This is a genomic window from Empedobacter sp. UBA6745, from assembly GCF_002453775.1.
In the GTDB taxonomy this organism is placed as follows: Bacteria; Bacteroidota; Bacteroidia; order Flavobacteriales; family Weeksellaceae; genus Empedobacter; species Empedobacter falsenii_C.
The window spans coordinates 1-17,271 of the sequence record NZ_DKHL01000018.1 but is presented as its reverse complement, the minus strand read 5'-3'; the positions used below and the strand labels follow the sequence as shown (position 1 = coordinate 17,271).

Below are 17,271 nucleotides of genomic sequence, written 5' to 3'. Positions count from 1 at the left end.
TTTTTAAGCTCTAATTATATCAGCTCCAATAGCACGTAAACGTACATCGATATCTTCGTAACCACGGTCAATTTGATCGATATTATGAATAACAGTTTTTCCTTTCGCAGAAAGTGCAGCAATCAATAAAGACATACCGGCACGAATATCTGGCGAGGTTAATTCGGCTCCTTTCAACGGAGTTTCGTGATTAAGACCAATTACTGTTGCACGGTGCGGATCACATAAAATAATTTGCGCCCCCATATCGATTAATTTATCTACGAAGAATAAACGAGATTCGAACATTTTTTGGTGAATCAAAACACTTCCTTTTGCCTGTGTTGCAATTACTAAAATAATTGATAATAAATCTGGTGTAAATCCTGGCCAAGGAGCATCAGAAATAGTTAAAATAGAACCGTCAATAAAACGCTCGATTTCGTAATGTTCTTGAGCTGGAATATAAATATCGTCATCGCGACGTTCTAATTTGATTCCTAATTTTCTGAAAACATCTGGAATAACACCTAAATTTTCCCACGAAACATTTTTGATTGTTAATTCAGATTTTGTCATTGCTGCTAAACCAATCCAAGATCCAATTTCGATCATATCTGGTAAACATGTATGTTCAGTTCCGCCTAATTTCTCAACTCCTTCAATCGTTAAAAGATTCGAAGAAATTCCAGAGATTTTAGCACCCATTCTGTTCAACATTTTACATAATTGTTGAATGTAAGGCTCACATGCAGCGTTGTAAATAGTTGTTGTTCCTTTCGCTAAAACTGCAGCCATAATAATATTTGCAGTTCCAGTTACAGAAGCTTCTTCTAATAACATATAAGAACCTTGCAATCCGTTTTCGTCCACTTCTACACCGTAAAAATCTTCGTCAGGATTGAAACGATATTTTGCTCCTAAAGCAAAGAAACCTTCGAAGTGCGTATCTAAACGACGACGTCCAATTTTATCTCCTCCTGGTTTTGGCATAAAAGCTTCTCCGAAACGAGCTAAAAGTGGTCCCATTAACATGATCGATCCACGTAAGGCAGCACCATCTTTGCGAAATTGTTTTCCTTTTAAATAATCTAATCGTAATTCGTCAGCTTGAAAAGTGAAATCTCCTTTTCCATTTTTTTGTGTTTTTACGCCTAAATCACCCAAAATTTCAATCAAACGATTGACATCTCGAATGTCTGGAATATTTTTAACACGAACTTGTTCATTGGTTAATAAAACCGCACATAAAATTTGTAGTACTTCATTTTTAGCACCTTGCGGAGTAATTTCTCCTTTCAAAGGTTTCCCTCCCTTTATTTGAAATGTAGCCATTTAGTTGTATTAAATAGTTTTGATTTAACCTTTATTGTTTCGAACGTTTTGGTTTCGATTGTTGTTATTTTGATTATTTCTGTTATTGTTGTTTTGACGATTATTCGAATTTTGGTTATTATTTCGATTGTTGTTATTTTGATGATTACGATTATTGTTTTGGTAATTTCTATTGTTTTGATTGTTGTTTGAATGATTATTATTCGAATTCAAACGATCAGGTGAAACCAAGTGGTCATCAACTTTTCTCAAATCAATTTTACCATCAGATAATTCGTACAAATGATTAAAAATAACTTGATCATCAACTGTATCTTTATTCCAAAGTAAATAACATTTTTTCATGTGATTAGCAATCGCAAAGTACAAACCTTCGCGTTTTTCACCTTCTTCCCACGTTACAGCAACATCAATCATTTTACGAATATTGTTTCCGTAATATCTGTATTTATAGATGCTTTTTGGATATTCTACTTTATTTGGTTTACTATTTACCGTATCTTTTTTTGTCGGAATTGGATAAGGAGATTTTACATCCAAATCAAATTCAGCCATGATAAAAAGTTGATCCCAAAGTTTGTGTTGAAAATCTGGTACATCACGCAAGTGAGGATTTAATTCTCCCATTACTTCAATTATAATTTCGGCAAATCCGTTGCGTTCTGTTTCGTCTTTTATTGTTTTACAATGATTTACCATTTCTTGAATATGACGACCATATTCTGGAATAATCAATTGCGAACGAAGTGTATTATATTCCATTAAATTTTCTAATGTATTGGTTACAAATTTACAAAATTCTATCCGATTATTTGGGTAGAAAAGGTATATTGATTGCTAATTTTTTATTAAATTTTATTCCTTAAAAACGGTTATAGTCGGAAGAAGATAAACCGTAAAATAAGATTTTGTCTATTTTAATTCAAAATAGTTGAAAATCTTTATCACTAAGGAAAATTAAGTTAAAACCTTTTGGTTGTCAACAAATATAGTATTTTCTTTTAATAATTTAGAATTTTTGGGTTTTGTTTTAATCTTCCGTATAGTCAATAATATCACCTGGTTTACAATCTAAAGCTTTGCAAATTGCATTCAAAGTTTCGAAGCGAATGGCTTTAGCTTTTCCATTTTTTAGAATAGATAAGTTAGATAATGTAATACCAACTTTTTCACTCAAATCATTCAAAGACATTTTACGTTTTGCCATCATGACATCTAAATTGATAATAATTGCCATATTTATATCGTTAAATCGTTTTCTTGTTTCATTTGAATACTTTGTTTTAAGGCTATAGCGAATACAAGTGTAAATAAACCTGCAGATAGAGATGAAATATTAATCATATTATTCTCAGAAATAATGAAATTACTGTTTACAAGATATTTTTCTAATTGATTATTTTTAATAAAATTTAATAAAGAATCTATTAAAGTGAAACTAATAACAGCAAACCCATTGTACAATAAAGTATTGTATGTGCTTTTTTCAAATAATTCACCGTTAATAAATCTTTTAATTAATCGAATTGTAGAAAATAAATAAAAAACTATTACAACGCCTAAAAGTAAATATAAAACCCAAATATAAAATGGGTAAATGTCTAGACTTCTATCAGTATATACTTCTAAACTAATTTCGTTTGTTAAAATGTCTCCATCTATTCTTGGAATAGAAATAGTGTTATTGACACTATTTTTTGGAATGACATTAAAATATTCATAATTTCTTTTTGAATTTCCATCATTCAAACCTCTTTTGAAATCATTTAATCCATTATTAAAAAAGAAATCAATAAAAGGTAGAGTGATTAGTAATACTCCAATTAATTTTAAATAAAATTTAGATTTAGTTTCCATATTTAGTAATAATTTATTTTTCAAATTAAATAGAAATATTTTGAATTACAAAATAAATTTATTGTAAAGCAATAAAAATATATTAATAAACGATTTAATTGTCGTTTTTTTAAGCTAAATAATTTTTATTGATTTGTAACGTTTTTGAACATTTATCCTCTATTTTGAATAATCCTTTAGGTAGAATGTTGTAGTACCTTTACAATCGTAAATGAAAACGATTTTTCACATATTTTCTGTCTTTTTTTTGATTGTTCTGTTTAGCTTTTCTAACAAAACAAATCAATCTTCTGCGCATCAAAAAGTAGAAAAAGAGACAATAAAATGTGATAATACAAATAGCACTATTGAGGGATTTACATTTACTGTAGAAGATTTAAAAATCAATGATTTTTCTTTTGACGAATTTATCAACGCAGATGTTAAATTTAATTTTAATCAACAGATTTGTGTTCGTATTTTTTCTGATTTATTTTCTACTTCAACGAATAAAATTTGCCTGTTGAGGCATTATATCTACGGTTTACCATTTATCTGATAAACATAAAACTTTCTTATACATAGCTATTTTCTAAGCATTTATTTTGTTTAGAAGGAGGGGATCTATTCACAAAAATTAAAAATTATGCACGAATTAAGTATTGTCAAAGACATATTTGATACGTTGAACGAGCACTATGATTCGAAGATAGAAGATATAGAAAAAGTTCAAATTACAGCTGGGCTTTTATCAAATGTTCAACCTGTTTTAATCCAAAATGCATTTGATGCATTTATAGCTGATAACCAAAATTATAATGAAATCGAGTTAGAGGTTTTAGTCAATGAAATTGTGGCGTATTGCGAACATTGTCACAAGAATTTCGAAGTCAAATATCACAAATTTGTTTGCGAAGATTGCTCAACACCGTCCAGCACAATTGTCAAAGGAAATGAGCTTTTTATCTCGCAAGTCATCTTTAAAAATAAATAATCATTAATTAAACATATTTCAATTATGTCAACAAATACACAAAATCCAAAAAGTCTTGGGAATAGAGTAGGATCTGTTCAATGCGACAACACAACTTTACATTTATTAAAAGCCAACGATTATGTTGCAAATGCGATTCGCGAACGTCTGAAAGATGTTTGTATCATCAATGTTTGTTCGTCTCCAGGATCAGGAAAAACAACATTGTTACAAGAAATTGGAAAACGTTTGGGAAAAGAATTGAATATTTCTGTTTTAGTTGGTGATCCAGAAACGGAGCGTGATGCAGTTCGTATGCGCGAAGTTGGGATTAATGCTTTACAAATTGTAACAGGTGGAATGTGTCATATCGAAGCGCAAATGATTTTACAAGCTTTGGATCACATTAATTTGGACGGAACAGATTTATTATTCATCGAAAATGTAGGAAATCTTCTTTGTCCATCAGCTTTTGATTTAGGTGAAGATTATCGTGTAACACTTATTGCTACAACAGAAGGTGATGATAAACCAAAAAAATATCCACGTATGTTCTTAACAAGTGAGTTGATGTTGGTTTCTAAATCAGATTTATTACCATATGTACCTTTTTCTATCGAAGCGGTTACTAAAGATGCAAGAGAGGTTAATCCAAACTTAGAAGTACAAACAATCAGTACGTTGAATGGAGAAGGAATTGACGAATGGTGTCAATGGTTGAAAGAGAAAGTTCAGTTGAAAAAAGAAGCTGCTCAACAAAAATAATAGATCGAAACAATGGAAAATCAGTTGGTAATTATAGATAAAATTCAGTCAAAAACTGAACAAGTAGAAAATGTTTTGGATCAATTAACGATTGAATGGTTTGAGATTCGAAAACAAAAAATTACGCGAAAAACAACTGCTGGTTTGACATTAGAACTTCGATTACAAACTAAAAATGAGTGGCAGAACGGCGATCGATTATTTCATGAAAACAATTTCATAGCTTCAGTTTACATAAAACCTTGTTTGTGTATTCAGTTTTCTGCAAAATCGAAGTCCGATGCCGCTGATTTTTGTTACTTCGTTGGCAATCGTCACCTTCCTATTTATTGGAAAAACGACGATAATCAACTTTTGCTTCCTTATGATGGTCGTATGTACGAGCAACTTTTGACTCGTTATCAAGATAAAATACAACTTGTCGAAGCACAATTAATCAGTGAATTTTTATTAAAAAATTTGGTAAAAAATTAAACCATGAATTGTAAAATATTTCATCGCATAACCCTTGTTTTATCATTCTTTATTTTCTTTCAAAGTTGTCATTCTTCTTCAAAAAAGAGCGAACAACAAGGCGAAATAAAAGCAGAAGATAGTCGTGGAAAAATAGTTTCGTTACCGCAAGAAGCAAAACGAGTGATTGTACTTTTTGAACCTTCTTTGGACGAAATTTATATGTTACACGCCGAAGATAAAGTGGTTGGAATTCCCCAACAAGTTTTTCAGAATGAAGATAAATATGAGTTCTATGCGAAACTAGATGAGCGAATCAAAAACAAAACAATTGCGACGCCAACTTTTGGAGGTGGATCAAGTAATATTGAAACAATTGTTGGTTTGCAGCCTGATTTAGCAATTGTTTATGAACAGAATATCGAAACAATTCAGCAATTAGAAGAGTTAAATATTCCAGTTTTTACCGTTTCAAGTTTAAGTCAAGATAAGATTTACAAAGAATTGCTTGGAATGGGAACTTTATTAGGGAAAAAACAACGAGCAGAGGAAGTGGTTTCATATGTAAAAACAGAGGCTGAAAAGTTGAAAACTCCTGTAAACGAAAAGCCTAAAAAAGTCTATTACGCATGGTCGAAAGGACGTATTTTTTCGACATCAGGAAAAGGAACTTTGTTAGATTTAGCGATCAAATTATCAGGTGCAGAAAATGCTTGTCCGTTGGAAATGGAATCGCCAAATGTTGGTGCAGAATCGATTTATAAATGGAATCCAGATTTGATTGTACTTTGGAATTCGAGCCTTGATGAGGTGTATCAACTAAAAGAATTGGATGCTTTGCCAGCGGTAAAATCGAAACAAGTTTTCGCGATGAATCCTGCATTTTATTACGATCCGCATACGGTTAAGTTTTTATTATTTGCCAAACAACTTCGCAATTGGTGCTATCCTTCGGCTTATTCGACTGAACAATTAAACAAAGAGGTGCAAAACGATATCATGCAATTGTACCAAAAACCAGATTTATACAAGAAAAATGCAATCTAAATTGAAATTTTACGGTCTACTTTTGATTTTGCCAATAACGGTTGTTATCCTTTCTATGACAATGGGCGCAACGAATTTTGTAGGTATTTCGGAGTTGATTCGTTACAGTTCATCTGCAATCAGTAAGTTAATTTCGGGAACAACTAATTTACCTCAATCAAGTATAGAAACTATTTTGTGGCAAGTTCGTTTACCTCGTATTGTATTAACGTTTATTGTTGGCGCAGCTTTGGCATCTTCTGGTAATGTTTTACAAGCAATTTTCAGAAACCCAATTGTAGATCCATTTACATTAGGTATATCATCTGGTTCTGCTGTTGGAGCAGCTTTAGCAATGGTTGTTCCTGTGTTGTCAATTAATATTTCAGCATTTGTATTTGGTGTTTGTGCTGTATTATTAACGTATTTAATTTCTAAAACTAATGTCAAAAGCTCGTTAATCAATATGGTTTTATCAGGGATGATAATTTCTGGAGTTTTTACAGCCGTTTTGACGCTTTTACAATACATCAGCGATCCATACAAATTGCAAATGATTGTGCAATGGACGATGGGAAATTTACATACAGCTTCTTGGGAAAAAGTAGAAATAGCTTTTTATCCGATTTTAATTGGTTTAACCATTATCATTTTATTCCGTTGGAAACTTAATTTATTGTCTTTGGGTGATGAAGAAGCGCTTGCAGTTGGCGTAAAACCAGGACTTTTGAAAGTTATTTTGATAGGTGTTGCAACCTTAATTACAGCCGCTTGTGTTGCCGCAGTTGGTGTGATAAGTTTATTTGGATTAATCGTTCCACATATTAGTCGAATGTTTTTTGGACCAAATAACGAAAAAACGGTTTGGGCAAATATTAGTATTGGAGGAACTCTTCTTTTGGTAATCGACGATTTTTCGAGAACGGTAATGCCTTTTGAGATTCCGGTTGGTGTTTTTACAATGTTGATTGGTGCACCAATTTTTATTTATCTGATGAGAAAAAACGCAGCAAATTGGGGCTAATGAAAGCAATAGTTAACATACGAAATTTATCGTTTACCTACGGAAAAGATAAAATTCTGAATGAGGTAAATGTCAATTTTTCTGAAGCAAAACTATCTGTTGTGATGGGAAAAAACGGAAGTGGAAAATCGACTTTGTTTAATATCATTGCAGGTTTGGAGAAGAAATACGACGGAAATGTTTTCATTGGAAATGAAGAACGCAAAAAGATAAAAGTTGGATCATCTTCGCTTCGTTTAGGCTTTATGACGCAGTTTCATCAAACTACTTTTCCGTTCAAAGTTTTTGATGTGGTGATGACTGGTCGCGCTTCTTTTTCGAGGTTTTCTCCTAAAAATGACGATTATCAAATTGTCGAAGAAATGTTGACGAAGTTTAATCTGTGGCATTTAAAAGACAAAGCTTATACTTCGCTTTCTGGTGGAGAAAGACAATTGGTATTGTTGTGTCGTGTTTTGGTTCAAAATCCAGATGTTTTGATGTTAGATGAACCAACGAATCACTTGGATTTGCATTACCAAGTTTTGGTTTTAGAAACCTTACAAGAACTTGTCAAACAAGGAAAAACCGTCCTTTGTGTGATGCATGATCCTAATTTGGCATTCATGTATGGTGATCAATTTTATATGATGAAAAATCATCAATTGGTTGATTTAGAAAATTATAATCAAGAAGAGATTAAAAATATTCTGCAAGAAACGTATCAATTGCCTTTGTTGAATTTAACTCATCAAGGAAAACAATTGTTTGTGCCACAATTAAAATAAAAATTGAATGAAAAATATAAAAATTACACCTGTTGAAACTCATCAGGTTGAAGAAATATTGCCTTATGTGATCGAGTTTAGACGCGATTTATTTCCAACATTAGACCCAACAATTGTTCCAAAAGACTTGTTGAACTTTATGTCCAATTACATCGAAAGCCAAACTGGAATTTTTCTTCAGGCGCGTGATGAAAACAATAAAATTATTGGCGTTATTGGTATGATGCCTTTCGATTATCGTTTTCCTCATCTTTCTGTTGGTAAAGAAAAAACGGTAGAGGTTGCTCGTTTGTTTGTGGAGCCGGCTTATCGTCGATTTGGTTTGGGAACGCAATTGTTTCAGGAATTGGAAAAACAAGCGCATCAAAAAAATATTCATCGTTTGTATTTGCACACGCATCCAAGTTTGCCGGGAGCGTATGAATTTTGGTTGAAACAAGGTTTTGATTTGATGATGTTTTGCGAAGAATCAAATTTTCCGACTTATCACATGCAAAAAGAGATTGGTACAAACGAATTAAAAAATAATATTTCTCAAAATGAAAACATCTTTCATGTATAAAATTATTACGTTCAGTTTTTTCATTTTTCTTGGAATAACAGCTACTGCACAAGAAGCAAAAATGATCTTTGGTAAAGTTCTTAATCAAGAAGATCAACCAATTTCGAATGCAATTATTTCGATCGAAAATGACACGTACAACGTAGAAACTGCTGAAAATGGAGAGTTTAAATTCGAAAAAGAAGTTCAACTTCCGTTGACAATTTCGATTATGGCTGATGGTTTGAATTCGACAAATTTTGTGATTACAAAACAAAATTGGAACGAGCAAACAGGTCTTAAAATCTATTTATCAAAGGAATCAACGCAATTAGGAGAAGTTTTAATTAGTTCGGATAAAAAGAATTCATATTATCAACATACGATCACTTTTGATGGAAAATTGAATGGAAGTCTGAAAGATTTACCACAGACAATTAGTATTGCGAATCGCCAATTGATGGACGATAAACAAGCGTTCAAAGTTTCGGATATGGTGCATGATTTATCGGGTGTTAATCAAGCTTCATCTTATGACGATTATACGTTGAGAGGTTTTAGCAGCGGATATGGAAATAGTTTGCGTTTGGTGAATGGTTTGCGTTCTGGTTTTGGTTATGGAACAAGTTATTTCAATTCGCCTTTGACTATTAATTTGGAAAGAATTGAGGTTTTGAAAGGTTCGGGAGGAACGTTATTTGGTGATATTGCGCCAGGTGGAACAATTAATTTAGTGACTAAAAAACCATTAGAAGATTTTAAAGGAGCGGTTAGTTTTTCTTCAGGAAGTTTTGAAACTTTGCGTACAACCTTGGATATTGGTGGACCATTGAGTAATAATTTATTTTATCGATTGAATGCAGGTTACCAAACAAGTAAAACATTCAGAAAAAATAATAATCAAAAAATAGTTTCGGTTGCGCCATCTTTTACGTTCAAACCAAGAAAAGGAACACAAATCGATGTGGATTTAACTTACGATAATTTTGATGGCTATTTGGATCGTGGAATGGGCGTGAAACAAACAGATTTATATGCAATCAATCGTTCTTTTACATTGTCTCAACCATCGGATTTTTTCAAAACAGAAACATTTTCGTTTCGTACAAAATTAACTCAAAAGATTTTAGACAATTTATCATTAACGCTTAATTATTCGAAATCAATTTATAAAGAAAAATTAAACGAACACAGAACGTTGAATAGCTTTGCAGATGCACCTTACAACACAATTGTTAATATGCGTTTCTTGTCTCGTGAAGCAACTGATTATACAGACAATGCTGTTGCTTTTTTGAATTATAAATTGCAAAAAGGGCAAGTAAAACAAAATATAATTTTTGGTGTTGATTATGCACAATATAAGCCAGATGCGGACAATCAGCAAAAAGAGGCGAGAAGCAAAGAGGTGAATGGAGAAATTGTTCCGTTGACATTTGATTTGAATCATCCAATTTACGAATCGAAAGATTTATCTTCTTACAAATGGTTAAAACAAGCGTCTTTTCCATTTTTGAGTTCTTATAAAACAACGGGTGTTTATGTACAAGATCAAGTGAAATTTAATCGATTAGAAATGTTATTTGGTTTGCGTTATGAGCATTATACATCGGAAAGTGCAGATCCAAAAACGCCTTATTCGGCAACTCAAGATACATGGTTACCTCGTGTGGGATTGACATATAAAGTAACGCCAACAATAAATTATTTTGCTAATTATTCGCAAGGTTATGTGCCAATTGCTGCCGATTATGTAGCGAATTACAAAAATTATGGTGCTGATAAACCATTCAAATCAGAGAGAAGTTTCCAAGTAGAAACAGGATTGAAAACAGAATTTTTCAAGAAAAAATTGCAAATAGATTTAGCGCTTTATCAAATTCAACGCAATGATATGATGATGCCAACAGGACAATTGAGCGATGCTGGTTTTCCTGTTTATCGTCAATCGGGTAAAGTTTCTTCGAAAGGTTTGGAGCTTGATTTACGAGGACAATTGCATCGTAATTTACAAATGAGTTTCAATTATACGTACACAGACACAGAGGTTAAAGCTTCTTCTGTAGCTTCGGAAGTTGGAATGCCTTTGCCAAATGCACCAAAAAATATGGCGAATGTCTGGTTTAAATATTCGGTTTTGCATGATACTTTCAAAGGTTTAGGATTTGGTCTTGGTGCTTCTTATGTTAGCAATCGACGTATGGAAAATTCTGTTGGAAAAGATGTACAAGGGAATGCTGAGTGGGGATTTTTGCCAGATTACACAGTGGTAAATGCTGCAATTTATTATGATTTGAACCCATTAAAAATTTCAGTACAATTCAATAATATTTTCGATAAATATTATTTCCAAGGAGGAATTGATTACACACGAGTTTTCCCTGGATCTCCAAGTAATATGATGGCTACGTTAAGCTATTCATTCTAAAATAAATAAACAAACAAAACATAAAAATGATTTCAATTACACGCAAAATAAGCATTGTTGCTGCCTTTTTATTTACGATTACAACAAGTTTTGGACAATTAAGTCCTCCAGGTTTAGGGAAAGCTAAAACCGCTTCTTGGGCTGCTTTTGGTGTGCAACATAAGTTAGATTCTACAGGGAATAAATATGCAGTTGCATATGTTGGAATGGGACGAAAAAGTTCACAAGATAATTATAATCCAGTTGATAAACCTGCGATTTTAGTCTTGAATTATGAGATTTACAATAAATTCAAACCAAATCAACAATATAGTTATGCGATAAGTTATCGTCGTCAAAATGAATTTGATTCTGAAGCTCCTTTTCATAAAGAAGGAATAGAGCAGGAGTTTAGAGTTTATGGGCGTTATGCGTATACTGCGAATTTAGGAAAGTTTAAATGGAAGAATACAATTAGACAAGAATTCAGAAAGTTTTTTGATGCTGATTTTAATGAAGTTGACGAAAACTTTCAGTTAAGAACGCGTGTAAAAACGCAATTAACATATCCGATTTCAGATAAGAATAAGCAATCTTTAGCGCTTAGTGCTGAAGGTTTATTTGCGACGAGTTATATGAACGATGTGGAAAAACATTGGACAAAATATGCGTACAAAGAAACGCGTTTGGGACTTTATTATATGTTCCAAATTCCAAATTCTCCGTTGACGATGGATATTGGTTATGTTAACAACTTGATTAGGAATTATTCAGAAGCGAAATCGGGTGTGCATTATGTTGCAGTAGATTTGGTTTGGAAGCTTCCGTAGGAATTAAATAAGTGATTTTGGATGACAATGATTTATTTTAATAAATAATTAAATCATTTAAAATGAATAGATTAATCATTTTGAAGTAAGATTAAGGATTATTCATCAAAGGTTTTAGAATAGTCAAAAAGAATGAAATTGTCACGTTTTTGAATATTTATCTGATTTTTTAAGTAAGAAACAAACAAAGTAAAACGTCTAATTTTACATCAGTAATGAAAAAGGTTTTCTCTATAGTATTTTTAATGTTATTTATTACGGTTGTAATAAGTATCTCGAAGTTTTCTCAAACGAGAAGTCTTGTCGAGGCGCATAGAGAACACACAGAACAAATAGATTGTGGAAAAAAATTATCTACTCAATTTGATAATTTCAATCTATTATCAGTTGATGAAAATAAATCAGAATCAGAAATTTTTACATTCGATTGTGATTTGTTTGTTCGTTTTTTGACCATTTATTTTCATCAAACCTTTTATCAAAAAATATCGGAAACAGTTGAAGTCAAGACTTTAAAAAGTTTACCGAAATACATCTTATTTCATTCGCTACAAATTGATTACAAATAATTAATTTTTATTGATCTACAATAGATTTCGTTGTTTTTAGCTAAACAATGAAGGGTTCTTATTGTCAAAATTCAACATATTCATACACAAATTGTTTACATCAATGTGTAGGATAAATATCTAATTTTTTAAAAAATAAAAAAATGCATTTAACACCACGCGAATTAGAAAAGCTAATGTTACATACTGCTGGAGAGCTTGCGTTGAAACGTAAAGCAAGAGGAGTAAAATTAAATTATCCAGAATCTATTGCGCTTATCAGCCACTTTATTTTGGAAGGTGCAAGAGATGGGAAACGAGTTGCAGAATTGATGCAAGAAGGTGCAAACATCTTAACAACTGACGATGTGATGCCAGGAGTTGCAGAAATGATACACGATGTACAAGTGGAGGCGACTTTTCCTGACGGAACAAAGTTGGTAACGGTTCATAATCCTATTCGTTAATTCTAAAAATAAAAGAAAATGATACCAGGAGAAATTTTTGTAAAAGAAGGAAGAATCGTTTGTAACGAAGGTAGAGATACGGTAAAAATTAATGTGATTAATACAGGAGATCGACCAATACAAGTTGGTTCTCATTTCCACTTTTTTGAAGTAAATAAAGCGATGCTTTTTGATCGTGAAGCTGCTTTCGGAAAACGATTAAATATTATTTCAAGTACAGCTATTCGTTTTGAGCCAGGAGAAGAAAAAGAAGTTGAATTAGTAGAAATCGCTGGTGACAAAAAAATGTACGGATTCAGCAATTTGGTTCAAGGTTCTATAGAATCAGACGAGCAAAAACAACAAGCATTAGAGAATATGAAATCTCACAATTTTAAAAGTCTTTAAAATGAGTTTAGAAGTAGACAGAAAACAATACGCCAATATTTTAGGACCTACAACGGGAGATAAAGTACGTTTAGGAGATACAAATCTTATCATCGAAATTGAAGATGATTTTGGACATTATGGTGATGAATCAATTTTTGGAGGAGGAAAAACTGTACGTGATGGTATGGGGCAAAACTCTACAAAATTGCGTGCAGAAGGTGTTTTAGACCTTTGTATTACGCGTGCAATTATTATTGATCACTGGGGAATTGTAAAAGCAGATATTGGAATCAAAGATGGTAAAATCGTTGGTATTGGTAAAGCTGGTAACCCAGATACAATGGACGGAATTACTGAAGGAATGATTATCGGAGCTTCGACTGAAGTACACAATGGAGCTGGAATGATTGTGACTGCTGGTGGTATCGATACTCACATTCACTACATTTCTCCGCAACAAATCAATACTTCTTTATTCAGTGGTATTACAACAATGATTGGTGGAGGTACAGGACCTAATGACGGTTCTAATGCAACAACGGTTACGCCAGGGAAATTCAATATTCAAAAAATGATGGAAGCAACTGAGTCTTTCCCAATGAATTTTGGATTCTTCGGAAAAGGAAACTGTGCAACTGTTGAGCCAATTGAAGAGCAAATAGAAGCTGGAGCTTTAGGGGTAAAAATTCACGAAGACTGGGGTGCAACACCATCTACAATTGATGCAGCATTGAAAGTTGCAGATAAATATGATGTACAAGTTGCGATCCACACTGATACATTAAACGAAGGTGGTTTCTTAGAAGATACAATGGAAGCGATCAATGGTCGTGTTATTCACACATTCCATACAGAAGGAGCTGGTGGAGGTCACGCGCCAGATATTATCAAGTCTGCGATGTATCCAAATGTATTACCAGCGTCTACAAATCCAACTCGTCCTTATTCAGTTAACACAATTGATGAGCACTTGGATATGTTAATGGTTTGTCACCATTTGAGTAAAAATATCCCTGAAGATGTAGCATTCGCAGATTCTCGTATTCGTCCAGAAACAATTGCTGCCGAAGATATTTTACATGATATGGGTGTTTTCAGTATCATGAGTTCAGATTCTCAAGCAATGGGACGTCCTGGAGAGGTAATTTCAAGAACTTGGCAAACGGCAAGTAAAATGAAAGATCAACGTGGAGAAATCGCAGAAGATAAAGGTCATGACAATGATAACTTCCGTGCAAAACGTTACATCGCAAAATATACAATCAATCCTGCAATAGCACACGGAATTTCAGATTATATTGGTTCTGTTGAGGTTGGTAAAATTGCCGATTTAGTCATCTGGAAACCAGCAATGTTTGGTGTTAAACCAGAAATGATCTTGAAAGGAGGATTTATCGCAGGTAGTAAAATGGGTGATCCAAACGGATCTATTCCAACTCCACAACCAGTTATTTACAGAAATATGTTTGGTTCTTTCGGTAAAGCAGTTCAGAAAACGAATATCACATTTGTTTCTCAGGCTTCTATCGATAACGGAACAATTGACAGCTATAATTTGAACAGAGTTTTCTTACCTGTTAAAAACTGTAGAAATATTGGTAAAAAAGATTTGATTCACAACGATAAAACACCAAATATCGAAGTGAATGCAGAAAATTATAAAGTATATGTTGACGGAGAATATATTACATGCGAACCATCGGAAGTAGTTCCTTTAGCTCAATTGTATTATTTATTCTAATCATTAAAAATAGGCTCAGACAATGTGCTGAGCCTTTTCAAATTTTTTAATGAAATAATAAAATTAGGTTTTTAAGTATAAATGATAAATTTTAATCAAATAGTTTTTTCAATTGCAGTAATTGGAATGTCATTGATTTCAGGGAAAATGAACGGGCAAATCTTAGGAGGAATGAGATTGAAAGACAATGATGAAGGTCCAAAAGGGCAATTTTCACTATATGGTTCATTGGATTATTCTAAAGTTACGTCGCCATCTGGTAGTAGCAGCAACGTCTCAAGTGCTCCGATTGGAATAGGATATTTCTTCAATAATAATGATGCGATTGGGGTTAACTACGCATATACCGAAGATAATGCCAATCATCACGTTGTAAGCAAACAAAATGAAACAGGGATTTGGTATAGTCCGTCTTTGGCGCTTGGTAAATATTTTACGCTAATTGCGCATTTTGATGTGCATTATGTTTGGGGACAACAATTGTCTGAAACAACATCATCTATGGAAAATTTTAATGGTTTTCGATTGAGAGGTTATCCTATGATTGGAATTGTTTTAGGCGGCGGCTGGGGATTGAAATTTAGATTTGCAGATTTTTCGCTGTTAGAAACAAAATCAAAAGAAGGTTGGACAAAAACATCTGTTGCTGGAGTTAATGGCTCTGCATTTGGAATGGGCGTATCTAAAAATATCGATTTTAGAAGAAAAAATTAAGCAAGATGATTATTAATGAGAGAATAGGAACTGTTGCAGAACAATCAATTTCACAGTCAATTGATTATTTGGATTTAGATTGGTACGAAACAACCAAAAGAATTCAACGCAAAAGAACAAGAGGTGGAAAAGATGTCGCGATCAAATTTTTGAAAGATAAACAACGTTTGCACGATGGTGATATTCTTTTTATGGATGACGAAACGGCAATTGTTGTGAATGTTTTAGAAACCAAAACTATTGTACTTTCTCCTCAATCTATTCTCGAAATGAGCGCACTTTGCCACGAAATAGGAAACAAACATTTACCACTTTACAATGAAAATGATTTGTTGCTTATGCCTTTCGAATTGACCATTTTTCGCTGGTTAGAATCATCTGGCTACAATCCAAAAGTTCAAGATTTAAAACTCCTACATCTATTGAATGCCAATGTAGATCATCATCGCGAAACCAAAGTAGGAGGTTCAATGTCTACAAAAAATCTGAAAATAAAATTATCGTAAAAAGATAAAGAATGAAACAAGAATTTTTAGCAAGTTTATTACATATTTCTGATCCTACTTTACCGATTGGTGCTTATACACATTCGAATGGATTAGAAACTTATATTCAGAATGGAATAGTCAATAACAAACAAACGGCGCAAGAGTTTGTAGAAAATATGATGAAATATAATCTGAAATATAATGATGGTGCTTTTGTAAAATTAGCTTACGAAGCAACTCAACATTCAGATTTGAAAGAAATTTTGAAATTAGATGAAGAATGTTCTGCTCTAAAAGCGCCAAAAGAAATCAGACAAGCAAGTCAAAAATTAGGTTTGCGTTTAATCAAAATTTTCAAGCGTCGCGTAGAATCAGAATTTGTTGAAGAATACGAGCGCAACATCAAACAAAACATCGCTTATTCTAATTATGCGATTGTTTTCGGAATTTATACCAGTTTATTGCAAATTCCACTTTACGAAGCATTGTTTGCTTTTTACTACACTTCGGCTTCTGGAATTGTAACAAACGCAGTAAAATTAGTGCCTTTGGGACAATTGGATGGACAAGATTTAATGTTCGATTTGTACGAAACAATTTCTCAAACAGCCAAAGAAACAATAGAATTAGATAGAGAATATGTAGGCTTATGCAACACATCGTTTGATATCAGATGTATGCAACACGAACGCTTATATTCTCGCTTATACATGTCATAAATTTTATAAACAATATTCAAAATGGAAAATAGAAAATATATCAAAGTTGGAGTTTGTGGACCTGTAGGTTCTGGAAAAACAGCTTTATTAGAAAAATTAAGTCGAAAAATGTTTAGTGATTATAATTTAGGAGTGATCACAAACGATATTTTTTGTTCAGAAGATGCCAAATTTATGGCAAAAAATAGTCTTTTACCAGAAGATAGAATTATTGGTGTAGAGACTGGAGGTTGCCCTCATACAGCGATTCGTGAAGATGCAAGTATGAATTTGGAAGCAGTTGATGAAT

General features: G+C 32.7%; 21 protein-coding genes. 17 read left to right on the top strand and 4 right to left on the bottom strand.

What is annotated here, in order from left to right; genetic code table 11:
- Positions 1 to 3 precede the first annotated feature (3 nt).
- The 4 genes from murA to B4H69_RS05875 form a co-directional block, all read right to left on the bottom strand.
- Complete coding sequence (murA, locus tag B4H69_RS05890) at positions 4 to 1,314, bottom strand: UDP-N-acetylglucosamine 1-carboxyvinyltransferase (RefSeq protein ID WP_280051833.1); 1,311 nt, start codon at positions 1,312 to 1,314, stop codon at positions 4 to 6.
- 24 nt (positions 1,315 to 1,338) lie between these two features.
- On the bottom strand, positions 1,339 to 2,076 hold the full coding sequence (locus tag B4H69_RS05885; RefSeq protein ID WP_180906396.1) for a DUF4290 domain-containing protein: 738 nt from the start codon (positions 2,074 to 2,076) through the stop codon (positions 1,339 to 1,341).
- 268 nt (positions 2,077 to 2,344) lie between these two features.
- Positions 2,345 to 2,551: a helix-turn-helix domain-containing protein gene (locus B4H69_RS05880; RefSeq protein WP_180906397.1), complete on the bottom strand. Its 207-nt coding sequence runs from the start codon at positions 2,549 to 2,551 to the stop codon at positions 2,345 to 2,347.
- Positions 2,552 to 2,553: 2 nt separating this feature from the next.
- Complete coding sequence (locus B4H69_RS05875) at positions 2,554 to 3,195, bottom strand: DUF2975 domain-containing protein (RefSeq protein WP_180906398.1); 642 nt, start codon at positions 3,193 to 3,195, stop codon at positions 2,554 to 2,556.
- Positions 3,196 to 3,382: 187 nt separating this feature from the next.
- Between B4H69_RS05875 and B4H69_RS05870 the strand changes: the two genes are divergently transcribed.
- From B4H69_RS05870 to B4H69_RS05790, 17 genes are all read left to right on the top strand, one after another.
- Positions 3,383 to 3,709 (top strand): hypothetical protein, encoded by a 327-nt coding sequence (locus B4H69_RS05870; RefSeq protein WP_180906399.1) that lies wholly within the window; start codon positions 3,383 to 3,385, stop codon positions 3,707 to 3,709.
- A gap of 87 nt (positions 3,710 to 3,796) precedes the next feature.
- Positions 3,797 to 4,144: a hydrogenase maturation nickel metallochaperone HypA gene (locus B4H69_RS05865; protein ID WP_038336663.1), complete on the top strand. Its 348-nt coding sequence runs from the start codon at positions 3,797 to 3,799 to the stop codon at positions 4,142 to 4,144.
- A 24-nt stretch (positions 4,145 to 4,168) separates the two neighbouring features.
- Positions 4,169 to 4,888, top strand: coding sequence for a hydrogenase nickel incorporation protein HypB (gene hypB, locus B4H69_RS05860; RefSeq protein WP_052217937.1), 720 nt, complete (start codon positions 4,169 to 4,171; stop codon positions 4,886 to 4,888).
- Positions 4,889 to 4,900: 12 nt separating this feature from the next.
- The gene (locus B4H69_RS05855; RefSeq protein ID WP_291093127.1) at positions 4,901 to 5,362 is read left to right on the top strand and encodes an urease accessory protein UreE; all 462 of its coding nucleotides are present in this window, start codon (positions 4,901 to 4,903) and stop codon (positions 5,360 to 5,362) included.
- A gap of 3 nt (positions 5,363 to 5,365) precedes the next feature.
- Complete coding sequence (locus B4H69_RS05850; protein WP_180906401.1) at positions 5,366 to 6,388, top strand: ABC transporter substrate-binding protein; 1,023 nt, start codon at positions 5,366 to 5,368, stop codon at positions 6,386 to 6,388.
- Positions 6,378 to 7,391, top strand: a complete 1,014-nt coding sequence (locus tag B4H69_RS05845; protein WP_180906402.1) for a FecCD family ABC transporter permease — start codon at positions 6,378 to 6,380, stop codon at positions 7,389 to 7,391. The genes B4H69_RS05850 and B4H69_RS05845 overlap by 11 nt, the downstream gene beginning before the upstream one ends.
- Positions 7,391 to 8,158: an ABC transporter ATP-binding protein gene (locus tag B4H69_RS05840; RefSeq protein ID WP_180906403.1), complete on the top strand. Its 768-nt coding sequence runs from the start codon at positions 7,391 to 7,393 to the stop codon at positions 8,156 to 8,158. Before B4H69_RS05845 ends, B4H69_RS05840 begins: the two co-directional genes overlap by 1 nt.
- A gap of 7 nt (positions 8,159 to 8,165) precedes the next feature.
- Complete coding sequence (locus tag B4H69_RS05835; RefSeq protein ID WP_221414075.1) at positions 8,166 to 8,720, top strand: GNAT family N-acetyltransferase; 555 nt, start codon at positions 8,166 to 8,168, stop codon at positions 8,718 to 8,720.
- Positions 8,698 to 11,127 (top strand): TonB-dependent receptor, encoded by a 2,430-nt coding sequence (locus B4H69_RS05830; protein WP_291093121.1) that lies wholly within the window; start codon positions 8,698 to 8,700, stop codon positions 11,125 to 11,127. Before B4H69_RS05835 ends, B4H69_RS05830 begins: the two co-directional genes overlap by 23 nt.
- Before the next feature lie 26 nt (positions 11,128 to 11,153).
- A complete protein-coding gene (locus tag B4H69_RS05825; protein WP_280045777.1) occupies positions 11,154 to 11,936 on the top strand; it encodes a DUF2490 domain-containing protein in 783 nt (260 codons plus the stop codon).
- A gap of 712 nt (positions 11,937 to 12,648) precedes the next feature.
- The gene (ureA, locus tag B4H69_RS05820; protein ID WP_038336653.1) at positions 12,649 to 12,951 is read left to right on the top strand and encodes an urease subunit gamma; all 303 of its coding nucleotides are present in this window, start codon (positions 12,649 to 12,651) and stop codon (positions 12,949 to 12,951) included.
- 18 nt (positions 12,952 to 12,969) lie between these two features.
- Complete coding sequence (gene ureB, locus B4H69_RS05815) at positions 12,970 to 13,338, top strand: urease subunit beta (protein ID WP_280045778.1); 369 nt, start codon at positions 12,970 to 12,972, stop codon at positions 13,336 to 13,338.
- Position 13,339: 1 nt separating this feature from the next.
- A complete protein-coding gene (ureC, locus tag B4H69_RS05810) occupies positions 13,340 to 15,061 on the top strand; it encodes an urease subunit alpha (RefSeq protein ID WP_115000038.1) in 1,722 nt (573 codons plus the stop codon).
- A gap of 81 nt (positions 15,062 to 15,142) precedes the next feature.
- Positions 15,143 to 15,775 carry a hypothetical protein gene (locus B4H69_RS05805; protein ID WP_280045779.1) on the top strand — a complete coding sequence of 211 codons (633 nt, stop codon included), beginning with the start codon at positions 15,143 to 15,145 and terminating at the stop codon, positions 15,773 to 15,775.
- 5 nt (positions 15,776 to 15,780) lie between these two features.
- On the top strand, positions 15,781 to 16,281 hold the full coding sequence (locus tag B4H69_RS05800; RefSeq protein ID WP_280045780.1) for an urease accessory protein UreE: 501 nt from the start codon (positions 15,781 to 15,783) through the stop codon (positions 16,279 to 16,281).
- An 11-nt stretch (positions 16,282 to 16,292) separates the two neighbouring features.
- On the top strand, positions 16,293 to 16,982 hold the full coding sequence (locus B4H69_RS05795) for an urease accessory protein UreF (protein ID WP_115000043.1): 690 nt from the start codon (positions 16,293 to 16,295) through the stop codon (positions 16,980 to 16,982).
- A 21-nt stretch (positions 16,983 to 17,003) separates the two neighbouring features.
- The coding region (locus B4H69_RS05790) for a GTP-binding protein (protein WP_291093116.1) at positions 17,004 to 17,271 on the top strand (268 nt) is incomplete at its 3' end.